General features: G+C 39.7%; 15 protein-coding genes and 1 tRNA gene. 6 read left to right on the forward strand and 10 right to left on the reverse strand.

Annotated elements, in window-relative coordinates; genetic code table 11:
* Nucleotide 1: 1 nt before the first annotated feature.
* From R2S08_RS18650 to R2S08_RS18665, 4 genes are read right to left on the reverse strand one after another with little or no spacing between them, the layout of a single operon-like run.
* A complete protein-coding gene (locus R2S08_RS18650; protein ID WP_316836546.1) occupies nt 2–463 on the reverse strand; it encodes a sterol desaturase family protein in 462 nt (153 codons plus the stop codon).
* 1 nt (nt 464) lies between these two features.
* Nucleotides 465–938 (reverse strand): hypothetical protein, encoded by a 474-nt coding sequence (locus R2S08_RS18655; RefSeq protein WP_316836547.1) that lies wholly within the window; start codon nt 936–938, stop codon nt 465–467.
* Entirely contained in the window at nt 935–1771 is an 837-nt protein-coding gene (locus R2S08_RS18660; RefSeq protein ID WP_316836548.1) for a phytoene/squalene synthase family protein, read from the reverse strand. Before R2S08_RS18660 ends, R2S08_RS18655 begins: the two co-directional genes overlap by 4 nt.
* A 3-nt stretch (nt 1772–1774) precedes the next feature.
* A complete protein-coding gene (locus R2S08_RS18665) occupies nt 1775–3274 on the reverse strand; it encodes a phytoene desaturase family protein (RefSeq protein WP_316836549.1) in 1500 nt (499 codons plus the stop codon).
* Between the two features lie 193 nt (nt 3275–3467).
* Between R2S08_RS18665 and R2S08_RS18670 the strand changes: the two genes are divergently transcribed.
* Nucleotides 3468–4250, forward strand: a complete 783-nt coding sequence (locus R2S08_RS18670) for a hypothetical protein (protein WP_316836550.1) — start codon at nt 3468–3470, stop codon at nt 4248–4250.
* A 109-nt stretch (nt 4251–4359) separates the two neighbouring features.
* Here the strand turns inward: R2S08_RS18670 and R2S08_RS18675 are convergent, their stop codons facing one another.
* Complete coding sequence (locus tag R2S08_RS18675) at nt 4360–4947, reverse strand: DUF4142 domain-containing protein (RefSeq protein ID WP_316836551.1); 588 nt, start codon at nt 4945–4947, stop codon at nt 4360–4362.
* A 57-nt stretch (nt 4948–5004) separates the two neighbouring features.
* Nucleotides 5005–6402, reverse strand: a complete 1398-nt coding sequence (locus R2S08_RS18680) for a PAS domain-containing protein (protein ID WP_316836552.1) — start codon at nt 6400–6402, stop codon at nt 5005–5007.
* 582 nt (nt 6403–6984) lie between these two features.
* Here R2S08_RS18680 and R2S08_RS18685 point away from each other — a divergent pair.
* Nucleotides 6985–7545 (forward strand): ferritin-like domain-containing protein, encoded by a 561-nt coding sequence (locus R2S08_RS18685; protein ID WP_316836553.1) that lies wholly within the window; start codon nt 6985–6987, stop codon nt 7543–7545.
* Nucleotides 7546–7592: 47 nt separating this feature from the next.
* Here the strand turns inward: R2S08_RS18685 and R2S08_RS18690 are convergent, their stop codons facing one another.
* The gene (locus R2S08_RS18690) at nt 7593–7970 is read right to left on the reverse strand and encodes a PleD family two-component system response regulator (protein ID WP_316836554.1); all 378 of its coding nucleotides are present in this window, start codon (nt 7968–7970) and stop codon (nt 7593–7595) included.
* A gap of 248 nt (nt 7971–8218) precedes the next feature.
* Here R2S08_RS18690 and R2S08_RS18695 point away from each other — a divergent pair, with 248 nt between their 5' ends.
* Nucleotides 8219–9172 (forward strand): hypothetical protein, encoded by a 954-nt coding sequence (locus R2S08_RS18695; RefSeq protein WP_316836555.1) that lies wholly within the window; start codon nt 8219–8221, stop codon nt 9170–9172.
* Between the two features lie 60 nt (nt 9173–9232).
* Here the strand turns inward: R2S08_RS18695 and R2S08_RS18700 are convergent, their stop codons facing one another.
* Complete coding sequence (locus R2S08_RS18700; protein ID WP_316836556.1) at nt 9233–11116, reverse strand: vWA domain-containing protein; 1884 nt, start codon at nt 11114–11116, stop codon at nt 9233–9235.
* Between the two features lie 77 nt (nt 11117–11193).
* On the opposite strand from R2S08_RS18700, the gene R2S08_RS18705 reads away from it, so the two are divergent.
* The 3 genes from R2S08_RS18705 (at nt 11194) to R2S08_RS18715 (ending at nt 15831) form a co-directional block, all read left to right on the forward strand.
* A complete protein-coding gene (locus R2S08_RS18705) occupies nt 11194–11766 on the forward strand; it encodes a sigma-70 family RNA polymerase sigma factor (protein WP_316836557.1) in 573 nt (190 codons plus the stop codon).
* The gene (locus R2S08_RS18710; RefSeq protein ID WP_316836558.1) at nt 11759–13009 is read left to right on the forward strand and encodes a carboxypeptidase-like regulatory domain-containing protein; all 1251 of its coding nucleotides are present in this window, start codon (nt 11759–11761) and stop codon (nt 13007–13009) included. The genes R2S08_RS18705 and R2S08_RS18710 overlap by 8 nt, the downstream gene beginning before the upstream one ends.
* Nucleotides 13010–13164: 155 nt before the next feature.
* A complete protein-coding gene (locus R2S08_RS18715) occupies nt 13165–15831 on the forward strand; it encodes a bifunctional YncE family protein/alkaline phosphatase family protein (protein WP_316836559.1) in 2667 nt (888 codons plus the stop codon).
* A gap of 155 nt (nt 15832–15986) precedes the next feature.
* On the opposite strand, the gene R2S08_RS18720 is transcribed toward R2S08_RS18715, so the two are convergent.
* Nucleotides 15987–16073: transfer RNA gene (locus R2S08_RS18720), tRNA-Ser, on the reverse strand.
* 68 nt (nt 16074–16141) lie between these two features.
* Nucleotides 16142–18148, reverse strand: a complete 2007-nt coding sequence (locus R2S08_RS18725) for an HDIG domain-containing metalloprotein (RefSeq protein WP_316836800.1) — start codon at nt 18146–18148, stop codon at nt 16142–16144.
* Nucleotides 18149–18154: the final 6 nt, after the last annotated feature.

An 18154-nucleotide genomic window follows, 5' to 3' on the forward strand; every position in this document is an offset into this window, starting at 1 on the left:
TTCATTTTTTTTGACTCTGCTGCCAATATTTTCTGGCGGCGAATAACATCCCGAAGGATTCCCCATGGTGTCTGTCCAAGTGTTTATGGTGCATTTTATGCGCCCTCTTAATGGTTTTAATATAGCTATTGTTACTCCTGGAAAACCATTTGAAGCGTTGGTGGATTACGATATCATGTATGATAAAATAAGCTATGCCGTATAGGAGTATGCCCAGTCCCATATAAAACATCCAGTTGAATCCTGCCTTGGCTCCAAAAAAAAACAACAGAATACTTGGGGTGGCAAAGATTAAAAAGAAGGCATCATTTTTTTCAAAGAAATGTGGTTTTTTCTGGTGATGGTCTTTGTGTAAAATCCATAACAATCCGTGCATCACAAATTTATGTGCAAACCAGGCAACTCCCTCCATAAAAATAAAGGTACCTGTTGTAATGAGTAAATAAGTAATCCAGCTGTTCATTTTAATGCAGTTTTGAAGAAGACAAATATTTTAAGAAGTCTTGTTTTAGTTTTTTGTCTTTAGTGGTTTGAAGGTTGCTTAGTAAATACTTTTTATCCTCATTAATATGTTCACTGTAATTTAGAAAAGCAGGAAGATTGGTTTGGATAATAAATCTCAGAAAACGGATTTCCGGGTTGTCTGGTTCTTTTTTTATGGCTTCTTCTATCAGATTTTTACCTCTTTTAAACCTTCTGAATTTGTTGACTGGGTTAAACCCATATTTGGCCTGCATCATTTCAGCAACTCCCTTGTAGCAAATCAAGACTGGAGGAGAGGAGTGATCTACTTTGGAGAGTAGTTTTAACAGGCGGTCTGCAGAAGATCTGCTATAGGCAGAAGCTTCAAACAGCGTTTTTACTTCTTCCATATCAGGTTCTGTTGCGCAAACTTTTGTTGCAAACAGCAGAAGGAGGAAAAAAGTAGGTCCTTTCATATGGTGTTTGTTTTATACCTGATGATAGAGTCAAACATCAAACCAAATTTGTGGGCATTGGAAATTCGGATTCTTCCTGACATGACTTTTTCGGCCGTACTGCTTTTAATTTTATTAAATAACTTTTTATAATAGACATATGCAAGGTAGACGCCATTTCTCGACGAGGCAGGCAATTGCCTGATTCCAATTATGGCACGTTGAAATTCGGCTTCTATTTCTTCTTCTATGATTTTTTTCTCCGTGTTAGAAAATGCTGATAAGTTCACATTTGGAAAATAGCTGCGGCTTAAGGTAAAGTAGTCTGCATTTACATCTCTGAGAAAATTTACTTTTTGGAAGGCAGAACCCAATTGCATTGCTGAATCTTTTAACTTTTCATATTGCTGCCTATCACCTTCTGTGAAGACCTGTAAGCACATCAATCCGACCACCTGGGCAGAACCGAGGATATACTGATTGTACTTTTCAGGGGTATACAGTTCTTGCTGCAGGTCCATTTCCATGCTTTGAAGGAACAACTCTATCAGCTCTTTGTCTATATGGTAGGTGTTAACGACTTGTTGAAAGGTGTTGAGCACCGGGTTGAGACTGATCCCGTCTTCTATGGCCTCAAAACAATCTCTTTTAAATTTAGAAAGTAAAATGGCCTTGTTGTAATCATGAAAGCTGTCTACAATTTCGTCTGCCAGCCTGACAAAACCATAAATAGAATAAATGGGTTGGCGAAGTCTTTCGTTTAAAAAATAGATACCTAAGGAAAAGCTTGTACTGTAACGCTTGGTGATCATTTCGCTGCACTGGGCCGATAACTTGTCAAATATTTCTTTCATGATTTATTGATTTAGGTACTTTATGAGCTGTTGCGCTGAGACATTTCCTGAGATGATAGATGGCGGAACTCCAGGCCCGGGTACAGTAAGTTGCCCGGCATAAAACAGATTGCTTATTTTTTTATTTTTTAAGGAGGGTTTTAGATTTGCGGTTTGCATCAAAGTGTTGGCTAATCCGTAGGCATTTCCTTTATAGGAGTTGTAATCTGCAATGAAATCACTCACACAATAGCTCTTTTTATAATCCAGGTGCTCCCGTATGGAAGTTCCTGTATAGGCTTCCAGTCTATCCATGATCAATCGAAAATATTTCTCCCGTACCGTTTCAGGATCTTTTACATCTGGGGCAAGTGGCATTAAAATAAACAGGTTCTCATGACCCTTTGGTGCAACTGTTGGGTCGGTGATACTTGGACAACACACATAGAACAGGGGTTTTGATGGCCATTGGGCATCTTTATATATTTCGTGCGAATGTTGTTTTAAATCTTCATCAAAGAATAAGGTATGGTGGTTTAAGCGGTCTACTTTGGTATTTACTCCAACGTAGAAGATGAGGCAGGAGGGAGCGAGGACTCTGTTTTGCCAATATTGCTCCGAATAATTTCTGTGTAGGTGACCGAGCAGTTTTTCTTCTATGTGATGGTAATCGGCTGCAGCAATAACGCCATCATAGGCTTTAACTCCCTTTTCTGTATTTAGTTTTATAATGTGTTTTCCTTGTACCTCTAGTCCTGTTACTGCTGCACTGGTGTGAAATTGAACACCTTGCTTTTCTGCAACCGTTTTCATAGCCTGAATTACTTTTCCAAAACCGCCCTTTGGGTACCAGGTGCCTAGTTTAAGGCCAGCATAGTTCATCAGACTGTATAGAGCCGGTGTATCTTCGGGCATAGCGCCAAGAAACAATACCGGGAACTCCATTAATGCAATAAGCCTGGGATCTTTAAAGTGTTTTTTTACATGTGAACTGAAAGAAGTAAATACCTGCAATTTAAACAGGCCCTTGATCAGATCCTTATCTGCAAATTCAAATATAGATAGCCCTGGTTTATAGACCAGTTTTTCCATACCTATTTTATACTTATATTCTGCTTCAGCTAAAAAATTCTTCAAATTTTCTGCGCTTCCGCTTTCTATAGACTCAAATAACTGGCACAATTTTTCAAAATTTGCAGGAATGTTCAATACATCGCCTGCACCAAAAACTACACTGAATCCCGGGTCGAGTAATTGCAGCTCGTAGAAATCTTCTGCTTTATAGCCAAAATCATTGAAGAACTTTTCGAATACTTCAGGCATCCAATACCAACTTGGCCCCATGTCAAAAATGTAACCATTGTCTGTTTGTAGCTGACGTGCCCGGCCTCCAATTTCGGCGTTTTTTTCATAAACATCTACATGATAACCTCTTTTAGCCAGGTAAGCTGCAGCACTTATTCCTGCAAATCCAGAACCGATAACGGCTATTTGTAATGTTTTTTGTTTCGAATTATTTGGCATTCAGAAGCTTGATTCTAATGGTGTGTTAAATCAAATCGTTTTGTAATATAATACAAATATATACTAATATAGTTTATATTTGTACTAATATGTTGTTTGTGCCTGACAGAAATTTGAGATTAAGAAAGAAAACAAAACATTGATGGTATTGTATATACTGCTGACGGGTTCAACCGGTTAATCTGTAAATCCTATGAAAAAGATACTCGCTATTGCTAACAGCGTCGCTTTAATTCTCACTATTTTGGTCAATTACCTTTCAAATGCCGGGATGTTGAATGGCAATACCATGAAAACGATATCTGATAAATATTTCAATTATTTTACCCCGGCAGGTTATGCCTTTTCTATATGGGGCCTTATTTATATTGGTTTATTGGGTTTTGTTTTTTATTCTTTTCGCGACATTGTTAAAAATAAGGACGAGGACTCGGTACTTCTGAAGATTGGATGGTGGTTTGTACTTTCCTGCTGCGCAAATTCTCTTTGGGTTGTTGCATGGCTGTCGGACTATATAGGGGTATCGGTGCTCTTGATGATGTTTTTATTGTTCTGTCTGCTAAAAATTATTTTGAACACACATATGGAACTAGATGCACATCCCTTTAAGGTGTACCTTTTTGTATTTTGGCCGTTTGCATTATATTCCGGATGGATTTCTGTGGCTTTAATAGCGAATATTGCTACTTTTCTTATTAAAATCCACTGGAGTGGCTGGGGAATTTCCAGTGTTATATGGACGATGGTTATGATCTGTGTTGCAGGACTGATCAATATATTCATGATCAGGGTTCGCAATCTTCGTGAATATGGAATAGTTGGGATTTGGGCGCTTGTAGCAATTTCGGTGTCGAATAAGCATGCAAATGGCAGTACTGGCGTCGTGTATACTTGCTATACTGTGGCCGCTATTTTGTTGATCTTTATCGCAATTAGTGGTTTGAAAAACCGGAACAGTTCGTTAGAAAACATGTAGTGTTGAATGAGCTGTCAAATCTTGGAGTGGATTTTTTGTAATATTTCAAGTATAATATTTTTAAAATTTACTGAGGTTATTTAAACCTCAGTAAATTTTAAAAATATTCTTATTTCATACCATCATGAATTTTATTGATCATATCCAAATGGGACTGAACAATAGGAGCTGTTTTGGAGGCGAATGCTTTAAGATCTGCATCTTTTCCGTCCTTAGCTTCGTCCTGCATGAGTTTAAGCGTAGATTTGTGGCCATCTATCATGGTCTGAACATAATCTTTATCAAAGTCAGCACCTGATTTTTTATTCAGGTCGTCCATTTTTTTCTGGTGATCTGCATCTAAAGTGCCGGGTAGAGTGATGTTTTTCATTTTAGCAATAGCTTTCAGTTCTTCATTCGCTTTACCGTGGTCGTTGACCATCATGGTCGCAAATTCTTTGATTTTAGCATTGCTGCTTTTACTTAAGGCTAATTTTCCAAGCTCTACTTCTGCCATACCTCCGGCTGCTGCTTTAGTAGAGAATTCAGCATCCGATTTATCCACAGCAATTCCGCCAGTCATTGCAGCATTTGAGGTGGTGTCTTTTACTTTGTTTAAACTGTCGGCCGTATCTTTAGCATCGTGGTTGCCATTTCCGCATCCCTGAAACGCAAATGCAGCTGCAGAGAAGGACAATAGATAAAATAATTTTTTCATAGATTTAAGATTTTGTTTCTCTCTTAACAAATGAAAACAGAAATGGTTTAGATCGAACTAACTGCGTTCTGCATTTTTAACTATTTCTCGTACCCCCAGATCTAAATCCTCTGCTGATATGCAGAGATAATTAACCAACTGTTTTTGTCCATCAGTTAAAAATTCTTCGTCTTTTAATAGCTCTACCAAGCCCATGATCCGGGTTAGGGAATCTCTTACTTTATGAGATTGTGTCCAGGCAATTTCTTTAAGCTGTTTATTTTGCATTTGAATTTTATTTAAGCTGTGTTTTTGTGCGGTAATATCACGAAATGCACCAACAGCTCTTATGGCTTTTCCTTCTTCATTTCTCAGAAAAATGCCACGGTATTGAATAATAGCCACTTCTTTGTTGGCTTTGAAAAACCGATATTCTGAATAGAGAATAGGAATGGAAGGGTCTTCCAGGGTTTCTTTCATTTCCTGCAATACCGCTTCTTTATCATCGGGATAGATATTTTCTGACCACAAATTATTGTTATAAACGCTTAGATCATAGCCGAAAATTTCTTGAAAACCAATTCCCCAATCCACATGATCATTTGCGATATCCCAGTCGCAAATTGCTTCATCGGCTGCCTTTAACACAAGCTTATAACGTTCATTGCTTAAACGAAGTTCATTATTGACATTGATGACATCTGTGATGTCTTTAGAATTGGTTACAATACCTGAGATTACGGGATCATCAAGAAGATTGGTTGCTGCTGTACTGATCCATCTCCACTGTCCGTAGCCATCGCGAAAACGAAAGGGGTCGATCATTACACGTTTCATATCTATGAGTTTTGATAAAGTTTGGGCTACTCGTTCTGCATCTTCCGGATGAATGTAATCAAACGCGGTTTTGCCCATTAACTGTGCTGGTTCAATACCCAAAAGAGGTCCGCAGCTTTCACTTACAAATTTGTAAATCCCATTCAGATCTATAATGGCTGTTAAATCTGAACCTCCCTGTACCAGTGCTTTGTACCTTTGTTCTCTTCGGATCAATTCCCGCTGGGCCATTTCAAAAGCGATTTCGATTTTAATCTGTTCGGTAATGTCAGTTACAGCTACAAACTCGTTTATGACCCCATTCGATTCGTATGCACTACTTTTAAGTTCTACATTGATGAGGTTCCTTTGCTTTGTTAAATGGCGCGAGCGATTAACTATGATGCTGTTTGAGGTCTTTTTTAAATTTTTAATGGCTTCTTCAAGTTCGGGGAGATCTTCTTGTGGGGTGATGTCCTGAATAGTCATCTCTAAAAAATCTTCTCTGGAATAACCGTACAGATGGAGTGCGGCTTCATTTACATCTACGAACTTAAAAGTTTCTGTATTTAGAGTCCATAAAGGTTGTGGATTAAACTGGAAAAGATTTTTATATATGTTTTGCAGATCTTCCATATAGCCAGCTGAGTTGATGTTCAAATTAAAAAATTATTTCATTTCTGTATTGGTGGTTATGGTATTATTCTTTTTATACGAAAATATTTTTTAGGAAACTTGTTAGGCTTCGGTCTGTTTAGTAATTAAAATACACTACTTTCTCTATATTGTTTGCCTACGTATAAACTATTTATACATTAAAGTTATGGTTTAACTTTTGATCGTTATTTTTAATCTGTCACAGATATAGTTTTTGACAGATCAGGCAATAAAATGTTCGTCTTTTGGTTTTTCCTAAATATTCCTTTTTTAAAGGATGTCCAAGCGGGCAGATTTTTCTGGTGTTGACCAGCCAGTGCTTTTTAAGCGTAAAAGCTTTTTTCCATTCCAGAAAATCAAAACTATATTGCCGGGCTTCTGTGATTATAAGCTTGAGTTTAGACAATGGTATAGCATGTATTTTACTCTGTGGCTGATGGTCCTTCGGGCATAAAAAATAGAGTTTGTAAAGTAATGAAGAACAGGTTTTTAGCAAATAAGTTTTGTTTAAAAAAAGATTTAATTTTTTAAACAATCGGCAGTTGCAAAGGTTAGTAGGGTACATCGAACTAAAAAACAAAAATTATGGCAACTACAACAAAAGTAACAAGCAAAAAAGGATCGAAAGTATCCGGAATGACTGGCAAGATGAAAGATTCTGAATTTCACGAATTTTTTGTTGATGAGTTAAAAGACATTTATTGGGCAGAGAAGCATCTGGTAAAAGCCTTGCCTAAAATGAAAAAAGCGGCGACCAGCCCTGAGTTGGCAGCTGCATTTGACAAACATACTGCAGAAACCCAGACGCATATTGAAACGCTGGAGAAAGTGTTTGAATTATTGGAGGAAAAGCCTGTGGCTAAAAAATGCGATGCCATGGCTGGATTGTTGGAGGAAGCCAACAGTATCATTGAGGATACGGATGAAGGCACCATGATAAGAGATGCCGGGTTGATTCTTGCTGCTCAAAAAGTTGAACATTATGAGATAGGTACCTATGGTACGTTAAGGACGTTTGCAGAGTGTATGGGACACACGGAAGTGGTTGACTTATTGCAGCAGACCTTAGATAATGAAAAGGCAACCGATGAAGATTTGACGCAAGTAGCTGAAGCTTCTATTAATGCTGCTGCCGTAGCAGAATAATTATTTATCTATCCTTATCGAAAAGAGACATCAAAAGATGTCTCTTTTTATTTTTTGAAATAATTATTAACGGTTTCAATAAGGAATTGGATATCAAAAGGTTTTGAAATCATTCCATCCGGTTTACAATATTTTTCATCCATCTTACCGAGGTCGTGAGAAGCGGAGATCATGATAATGCCTATATGTGCAGTTTGAGGATTACTTTTGATTTCATGGCAGATTTCCCGGCCGTCACGATCTCCAAGCATCACATCGAGCAAAATGAGTTCCGGCTGAAAACTACTGATCTTGTCGGGCACATCGGTACCATTAAATATGCCGTCTACTTCATAACCTTCCAAATCAAGAATTATGGTCGTAATCTCAACGATATCACGATTGTCATCTACAACGAGTATTTTCTTTAAAGGATCTTCTTTCATGAAACTGGAGTTAAAAGGGAGCCGCTAAATGATAACGGCTCCTTTAATAAAAACAAATTATACACTCACGAAGAAATAACATGATCTGTAAGAAAAAGTTTTTGGATAATAATAGGATGTATTGCCGATGCCAACATCAGGTGAAAATACGCTGCAAGAAAGCGTAGAAATACTCGTGTCTCTGTTTGAGCGAATGGAGAGATTTGAATCTGATGATTAACCTTCAATCTATTTAAAATTTAAATCTTATGAAAAAGATCAATTACTTATTAACAGGCCTTGCGATGATTGGATTATTTGCACTGTCCTGCAGTAAAGATGGTGCACAAGGGCCTGAAGGGCCAGTAGGGCAAAACGGGCAGCAAGGAGCGGTTGGTCCCGCAGGCCCTACTGGTCCTAACGGAAAAGCAGGAAGCATGATTTATAGCGGAACGACGTTGCCTGATGGTACACTGGGCGCAGTTGGTGATTATTATCTGAATAGTTCTACGAGCCTGCTTTATGGACCTAAAACTGCTTCTGGATGGGGAACTGGCTTTTCTCTTAAGGGAAGTACAGGGGCAACAGGTGCTACTGGAGCCACTGGTGCTACTGGAGCAACTGGGGCTACCGGCGCAACCGGCGCAGCAGGAATTCCAGGAAGTAAAATATTAAGTGGTTCAGGTATACCAGCGGCATCACTAGGCGCTCAAGGAGATTATTATCTGGATAAAATTAATTTTATGCTTTATGGGCCTAAAATAGCATCGGGATGGGGGCCGGCAGTATCTTTACAAGGACCAGCCGGGACAGCAAATGTATTGTATTCGGGTTGGAACTATGCCACAAATTTCAGGGATACTATAGCTGACAATACGAATATGCATGCCGCAGACTTATCTGCGCCTGCATTAAGTGCTGATTATTTGGAAAATGCGGTTTATCAGGTTTACTTTACTTTTGGTGGTGGAGTTTATACTTTACCTTATACCAGTTATGCGGGTGGAAAGCTAAATACTATGTCTTATTTTCCAAGGCTCAAGCATTTTGTTATCACCCGGTTTACTGCCGATAATTCAAGTGGTATAAATAGTGTAGCATTATCTACTATTTTGCAATATCGCTATGTTATTATACCAGGAGGAACGAAGTTAATGACGTCGAAACACATCGATATCAATAATTATGAAGAGGTAAGGAAGTTCTTCAGGATACCAGACTAGTTTGGTTTAGAGGAATTGAAAGGAGGTAACTACGATGCGCATCGTAGTTACCTCCTTTTTCTATTTTTCATTCAGGGCTATCTCATTGTTTTTAGAAAGCAGTTTTGCACTTTCTGCCAGGGTAATAAATTCAGTACGATAGCCTTCATCATCTTTTCCTCTTGCCGCTTTTGCCCTTGAAATAAGGCTGCTGAAATCAGATTGCTGTTTATATTCTGAATTTCGGAGCAGCATCCCAAATTCTGCAACAGCACTGGCAAATCTGAAGTCATCACTTGTTTTAGAAAGAGGTGTTGGGGCATCATTTAAAGTGGCCAGCTGCATATGGCTCTTTTTAGAATCAGGATTTTTATATCTGAATTTAACGGTAACAATCTCCGATGAAGTATTGTTAAAGATGCCATCCTTTGGTTTTTGATATTTAAGCGGGTCAACACTACTACTGAAATTATCTTTCAGGCCTGCCGGTATAATTTCATAAAGGGCCGTTATACTGTGGCCAGCCCCCATATCTCCGCCCATTTTCTCGTCGTTATTAAAGTCTTCTTTGGCAAGGAGTCTGTTTTCATAACCAATTAAACGATAGGCCTGTACTTTTCCGGGATTAAACTCTACCTGTATTTTTACATCCTTTGCGACGGTAAAAAGTGTACTGCCAAACTCGGTAACCATGGCTTTCCTGGCTTGGGATATGTTATCTATATAGGCATAGTTTCCATGCCCTTTATCTGCAATAGTCTCCATTTTACTATCTTTCAGATTACCCATTCCAAAGCCGAGGACCGATAAACTGATCCCACTGTTTTTTTCATTAGCGACCAGTTTTTCCATATCCTCATCGCTTGAAGCACCCACATTAAAATCTCCGTCGGTGGCTAATATAATCCGGTTGTTTCCCTGTTTGATGAAATGTTCCCTGGCAATTTGATAGGCCATTTTTATGCCATCTCCACCAGCAGTTGAACCAGAGGCTTCCAATTGGTCAATCGCTTCTTTGAGTTTCGTTTTCTGATCACCAGCTGTACTGCCTAGTTTTAAGCCCGCTGTACCGGCATAGGTTACAATAGCTACATGATCTTCTGGCCTCAGCTGGTCTGCCAGCATTTTCATGGAAGCTTTGACCAGCGGAAGCCGGTTGGGCCCTTCCATAGAACCGGATACATCCAGTAGAAAAACCAGATTAGAAGGAGGTAGCTGCTCTGTTTTAAGTGCTTTTGCTTTTAAGGCGATGCGCAGTAAGCGGTGCCGGGGATTCCATGGAGCAGAAGATAACTCCGTATGTATCGCAACAGGATCCTGGTTAAGAGGACCTTGAAGGTCATAGTGAAAATAATTTAATAACTCTTCGGTACGCACCGCATCCTTTGGAGGCAACTGGCCCTGGTTGATCAACCTGCGTACATTACTATAGGAAGCCTGATCTACATCTATTGCAAAAGTAGATAAGGGCTCTTTTACAGGATTTAAAAAACCATTTTCTACAATACCTTTATAGCTTTCTCTGTCCTGAGGAACAGTTGCTAAACCACGGATTTGAACACCTGCGACTCGACCTGCCATTGCAGATCCAGATAGAATACTGACTGATCCAGTGAGTAACTGTTTTCTTTGTGTCTGATAACCCATTACCACGACTTCCTGTAGAGAAGTTTTGGCGGGCTGCAGCCAGACGTCGATTGTATTGGACTTTTTTACTTCTACCTGCTGGAATTCGTAACCAATCATGGAAAAGAGCAGTACAATTTTTTCCTCTTTAGTGACCACCGCATATTGCCCATTGAGATCTGTTGATGTGAGAATATTCGTACCCTTTACGAGAACAGCGACACCAGGTATCGGTTTTTTGTCGTCTGTGCCATATACACTTCCGCGAATGGTGCGGGCGGTGCTGTTGAAGGTCGTCAGACCTAAGAGCAGCATGATCAAATAAATAATTCTTTTCATATTATGGATTTTTGCAGGGGGATGCATCCCTTTTAAAATTTCCATAAACGATTAGAAAAAAAAGTATTTTTACAGGAATGAATTGGCTCAAACGCTCTAAAGATACAGATCCGCTCAACGATGCAGCCTTGCTGAAGCTTTACCTGGAAACAGGTGATCTTGCCCCGCTTGGTGAATTGTTTCGTGCCCATTCTTCTATGGTCTATTATGTTTGCTACCGTTATTTGCAGGATAGTGAACAAAGTAAAGATGCGGTGATGCAGATTTTTGAAGAGCTGATTGTGAAAGTGAAAAAACAGGAGATCCGTCAGTTTGGAAGCTGGCTTTATGTGCTGAGTAAAAACTATTGTTTAATGCAGCTGCGGTCTTCAAAAAACAGGCAGCATGTGGCTATTGATGATTTTGTGGAATTTCCTTTGAAACCGCATCAGGAAGATTTGGAAGATAAAGAACGTCAGTTGATAGCTATGGAGAAGTGTCTGGAAAGGCTGCCGGAAAAACAAAAGCAGAGCATCAGTTTGTTTTTTCTTAAAGAAAGGTGCTATAAGGAAATTGTGGATTTTACAGGGTTTAGCCTAAATGATGTTAAGAGCTATATACAGAATGGGAAAAGGAATTTGAAAATTTGCATGGAGAAAAATCGTGAGTAGCCAGAATGACATAGTATTGATCAGGCAGTATCTGAGAGGAGAGCTGGATGAACGTGCAATGTACGCGTTGGAAAGACGCGCACAGCATGATCCTGAGCTTATGGATTTGATGATGGGGATGGAACTGGCTGAAGGACGATTACATCAGGATAATTTAACGGAAATAGATCAATTGATTTCCATGCGTACGGGGGGAGCTAAAACCAGGAAAATAATTTCATGGAAAATACTCGCTGCAGCGGCCTCGTTATTTATAGTTATGGGGATAGCGGTTTTCTGGATGACCCGTACGCAGGAAATGAAGCCTGTGCTGCGGCCTTCTGTTTCTGCAAAAGTGCAGCCTGTTTTGCCGCCAGATTCTGCAAGAAATCAACAGCAGCTTCTTACACAAATACAACCTGAAAAGCATCTGCGGGAGCTTCGAAGAAATAGATTGGCGGCAAAACGCAGGCATTCGGATACTTTATCTCCTAAGGTCGTTGGTATTGAAAATAAGAAAGATGATTCGCTGTATACAGCGAAGACAAGCCTTGCTGAAGTGGCGGTTGTAGGTTACGAAGCTGCAAGGAAAAAAGCTGTTACTGGATCTTCTCAGATCATATTACGTGGTACAGATTCATTGGCTTCGGCTTTACAAGGGAGGCTGGCTGGTGTACGTATAGAATCTGGCCATTCCGATGCGTCTGTATTAATGAAAGGGGTTGTTAAAGATAAACAAGACAGTTCTCCTCTGTCTGGTGCTGTAATCATGATCAGGGGGGCGTCATCCATAACAACTGTGACAGATGTCAAAGGTGAGTTTACATTGTCTGTTCCTTCAAAATTAAAAAATAAAAATCTGGTGGTGTCGGCCTTAGGTTATGATCAGGAACAAATAAAGTTTAAAGGAAAGGACAGTTTAGATGTTGCCTTAAATCCAAGTACGAGTAGTTTAAATGAGGTTGTTGTTGTGGGCTATGGAGCGAAAAGGAAAACCCATTCTTTTGAGCCTCTTATTGGATGGACAGCTTACCAAAAGTATCTTAAGGATGAGGCTGTTCTCCCGGATGGTCAGTCAGGAACAGTGAAATTAGAGTTTAAGTTAGATGCTCATGGAAATCCTGTTCATGTGAGGATCAAAAAAGGTTTGTCTGAAAAAAACAATCAAAAAGCGGTTGATATACTGATGAAAGGCTCAAAATGGACCACTGGTTCTCAGGATTCAACACAGGTTATTCGTCTTAAAATTAAATTTCAAAAGTAAGATTAGCTTAACGGAAGTGCTGGTGTTAGCTTCCAAGCTGTTTTATATGCTTTCAATTTTCTTAATCCTATGGTAACATTCTTTTTATAAATTTATGTATTCATAATGAATGCTTTTTTGATTTAAACAACCCCTATTTATAGTAATCAATTGCCATGAGATCAATACGTTTATTTAGCATCTTTACTTTTGTTGTATTGCTGACTGGTATAAGAACAACAGTCTTATCCCAAGAGAATAAAAGCAACGACTGGTACAATTCTACCAATCGCCATAAGGACAAGAAAGCCCCGGTTAAGGAGGATAACAGTAAGACAGTAATCCATAACACTGACAGTCTCCATGGAAACCAAGCCTGGCAGAAATTACCTGTTGGAAGCATACTTTCTTCTGCCGGGCATATTGTAAAACCAGAAGGGATTGCTATCCCATTTGAGTCAAGGGAGAGGATATTGAATGTAGCCCTGGCACGAAACGAGAAATTTGTTGTGGTAAAATCAGATAGACATTTATCTGTTGTGGATGCAGATAATTTTAAGCTGAACAATAAAAATAAGTTCGCCGATAAAGATGATGGGGGATCAATGAATGGACTTGTTGTAGCCAGCGACGATTCTACCGTTTATTATACCGGGCAACAAAAGAACATGTACATTGGCACAATTAGTAAAAGTGGAACTTTTACCTACAAAATGGCCATTGACCTTTCTATTGATAATAAACAAACAAATCCTCTTGGGATTGGTTTGTGCAACAGATCTCAAACAGCCTTGGTAGCCTTGGCTATTGCCAATCGGATTGCTGTGGTTGATTTGAAAACGAAAAAGGTCTTGCGAAATATCCCGGTTGGGATATGCCCATATGCAGTTGTGGTAACACAGGATGAATCCACGGCCTTTATCAGTAATTTTGGTGGATCTGTTCCCGGTAAAGGGGATAAAACGGAGAAGTCGGCGGGGTCGGATGTTGCTGTAGATGAGTCTTCAATTGCTTTGCGTGGCTCGGTTTCGGTGATCGATATTAAGACCCAAAAGGTTGTTGCCGAAATTAGTACCCGTATCCATCCTGAATCGATGGTGCTATCGCCCAACGGTAAACTCCTATATGTTACGGATGCCAGTGGAGATGGAATCAGCGTGATCGATGTGAAAACCAACAAAATTATCCATACCATCGATACGAAACCTAATCCAAATCTACCTTACGGAAGTTTGACCAATGCGCTGGAATTTAGTGCAGATGGAAACATCTTGTTTGCTGCAAATGCCGGCAACAATGCTATTGCACTGATCAATCCAAAGAAACCACAAGAAGGACCCTATGGATTTATTGCTGCTGGCGGTTTCCCAGGAGCACTTTGTGTTAAGAACAATCACCTTTTTATTGGTAATGTAGTACCATTAAAAGGTGCATTACAAAAGGTAACATTGCCGGGCAGCAAGGCAGAGCTGGACATGTATACTCAAAAAGCTGAAAGTGGCTTTCACTTGTTTGATATTATCAGGGCACAGGCCGAAGCAAAATCTGGAGTGGTACCACAGCCTATTCCAAATAACCCGGGTGAGCCTTCTGTGATAAAGCATGTAGTTTATATTATCAAGGAGAATAAAAAGTTTGATCAGGTATTGGGTGACTTTGGGAAAGGGAATTGTGACCCTAGCCTGGTTGAATTTGGAAAGTTGACAACGCCAAACACACATGCCATTGCCAGCCAATTTGTATTGTTGGACAATTACTATTGTAACGGCGTTCAATCCAACGATGGGCATCAATGGGCTGTACAGGGTATAACAACACCGTACCGCGAAAAGGATTATGCATCTGTGCATTGTGCGTATGACTTTGGAACAGATCCCTTATGCTATGCAGCAAGTGGTTTCATTTGGGATCACCTGTTGCGCAAGGGGATTTCTTTCAGAAACTTTGGTGAACTGGATTATCCTGAATTGGTTAAAGGAAAGAGCTGGACAGATTTTTATACCTCATGGGCCAACAAAGCAAATGATGCAGAGTTCAAATGTGTGTATACATCCGACTTGTTGCGTAAATACAGTGACCCTCGATTTCCCGGATGGCAAATGAGTATTCCGGACCAGGTAAGGGCCGATGCTTTTATTAATGCATTATCTGAATATGAAAAGCAGGGAAGTTTGCCTCAATTTATTGTGATCTACCTGCCAAATGATCATACCAGCGGACACAGTACAACAGTACCAACTCCCAGGGCATATGTGGCTGACAACGATCTGGCTACAGGAAGAGTGGTTGATGCGCTATCAAAAAGCCCATTCTGGAAAGATATGGCCGTATTTATTAATGAGGATGATCCACAAACAGGCACCGATCATGTTGACGGGCACCGTTCGTATTGTTTAGTGGCGGGTCCACACGTTAAACGTGACGCGATAGTGAGCACTTTCTATAATCAATCGTCAGTGTTGCACACCATATGCCAAATTTTTGGAGTGCAGCCTATGAACCAATTGGTTGCCTTGGCTCCGCTAATGACCGAATGTTTCCAGGCTACACCAGATTATACAGGTTATACCAGCCTTCCAACCAATATCGCCCTGAACGAGATGAATCCGAGCAAGAAGGACATGAAATCGAAGGCTGAAATCAGATTGGCCCCCAAAACTGAGAAACTCGATTTCTCCCGTCCAGATAGAATAGATGATGATGCCCTAATGTTCAGCAAATATGTATGGTCAACCATCCATGGAGATAAGCCTTTCCCTGCCCAATACTTTGGAGCACATGGAAAAGGTTTAAAACAGCTAGGTTTAAAGATTGACCCCAATGTTAAAAAGGATCAGGATTGATGATTGATAAGAAAATAATTTTAAAGTTACAGAGGTTTTCGATTACAGGGTGAGATTTTCCGGGCTGCATTTGCTGATGACATATCTGTACATAAGCAAAAAGACCTGCTCGAAGTAGAGCAGGTCTTTTTTGAGATCGATAGGATCCCATTTAGCGGAGGAAGAGGGATTCGAACCCTCGGTACCGTTGCCAGTACGACAGTTTAGCAAACTGTTCCTTTCGGCCACTCAGGCATCCCTCCGATTTACTCAGCGTATCCGTGCTGAGGGAGTGCAAATATAGCAATTCATTGATACTTGCAAAAGAAATTTACACATTTTGTAGATAATCTATTCGCACATGATAGATGCTCATGAGCATCGTCTTGAAAATCAACTTTATAGTTTCAAGGTCTTTTAAAGTTAAATCGCAATTATCTAATTGATTTTGTTCCAATTTGTAGTCAATGATACGTTCAACGAGGTCATTTATACTTTGAGCATCTGGATTTTTTAGACTTCTTGAGGCAGCTTCGACAGAATCCGCGAGCATTAATACTCCGGTTTCTTTAGAAAAAGGAATAGGACCGGGGTATCTGAAAATGTTTTCATCCACAAATTTCTCAGGTGAATTTTTTAAAAAGGACTGATAAAAATAATCTACCCTGGTGTTTCCGTGGTGGGTTCTGATAAAATCAATTACACTCTCCGGCAATTGGTGCTTACGGGTAATTTCTATTCCTTTATGAACGTGCTTGATAATGATCTGGGCACTTTGTTCATAAGGGAGTTTATCATGGGGGCTGATGCCGGTATTCTGGTTCTCTATAAAATATTGTGGGTTTTCTATTTTTCCAATATCATGGTATAAAGCGCCAGCCCGAACCAGTAAAGAGTTTCCGCCAATCTTAAAAATAGCGGCTTCTGCAAGATTGGCTACTTGTAATGAATGCTGAAAAGTTCCGGGTGCTTTGAAAGCTAGTTCTCTCAGCAGTTTATTATTGGTATTGGTTAGCTCAATCAAGGCCACATCAGAGGTAATTCCAAATACCCTCTCAAATGCATAGATCAGAGGATAAGCAAGAAGAGATAGTAATACACTTACAATAAAGGGTACAAAATTTATCCATTCAATTTCCTGAAATGAACCCTCTCTTAACAGGCCAATGCCTACAAAACAAATGAAATAGGCGGTTAAGATGAATAAAGCAGATAAAAGCAATTGCTCTCTCTTGATCAGGTTCCTGATGCTGTAAATGGCTACCATCCCGGCAGTGGTCTGGTAAAAAACAAATTCGAAGCTGTTGGGTACAAAGAAGCCAGCTATTAGGATCACCAGCAGGTGAAGATAAAGCGCCAGTCTCGTATCAAACAGAATCCGGATAATAATAGGCACAATACAGAATGGGATATAATAAAGGCTGGGCAGGTTCAGTTTAATTGCCCAGGTCAGTGCCAAGAGCATCGTAGTGATCACCAGTAGCAATAAAGACAATTGCCTGTTGTCTGCAAAAATATCTTTGCGAAACATGAACAGAAATACCATTTGTAAGGTTAGTGCAAAACCCACTAATAAGATCTGGCCTAAATAAACCAGCCTGCTATCGCCAATGGTCTTTGTTTGTGCCTCGTAAGTTGCTTTGAAAGACTGTAATTTTTGATAAGTATCTTCATCGATCACGTTGTTTCTGGCAATGATCAGTTCTCCTTTCTGTACCATTCCGTGAGTAGTAGATAAGCTGTTTACCGTGCTGTTTTGCACTATGGTCGTCAGTTTTTCGTCAAAGACCAGATTTGGCTGTAAGTGGTCTTCTACCAGATTTTCTATGGCCTCCTTGATTTTTATGTTGGGGGCTTTAAAATTGCTTTTAAAATAGTCCAGTGCAGATTGTACGGTAAAAAGATCCTGGGTACTGACTGGCCTGGTTACGTTGTTGTTCAGTAAAGAAATATCGTAGTTCTTTCCATTGCCCTGATGTTTTGGATTAAGGGCAATGATCCCCTTGGTATAAATAGATTTAAGCAGGTTATAAGAAGCAGTTTTATAGGTTTGTTTTTCTTTTTCCGGAAAGGAATTGGTTTGCCATTTTACATCAAACTCATTTAAATAAGCCTCCTGTACACCATTAAACAAATCATTGTTATATCTGTAAATAGGTAAAACATTTTCCAGCGCATCTTTTTTGTCAATAATTACCTGGGGCAAGGTCTTCAGGATAGCAAAACTAAAGGGAGAGACCAGGTCTTTATTCAACCATACTTTACCTTTCTCGAATTCGTATCTGAACCGTGGTTGTTTGGGTAAAAAGTAGGTAATGATCAATACTGTAAGTACCATCATAAT

It is taken from the genome of Pedobacter nutrimenti (genome assembly GCF_032678445.1).
GTDB lineage: Bacteria > Bacteroidota > Bacteroidia > Sphingobacteriales > Sphingobacteriaceae > Pedobacter > Pedobacter nutrimenti_A.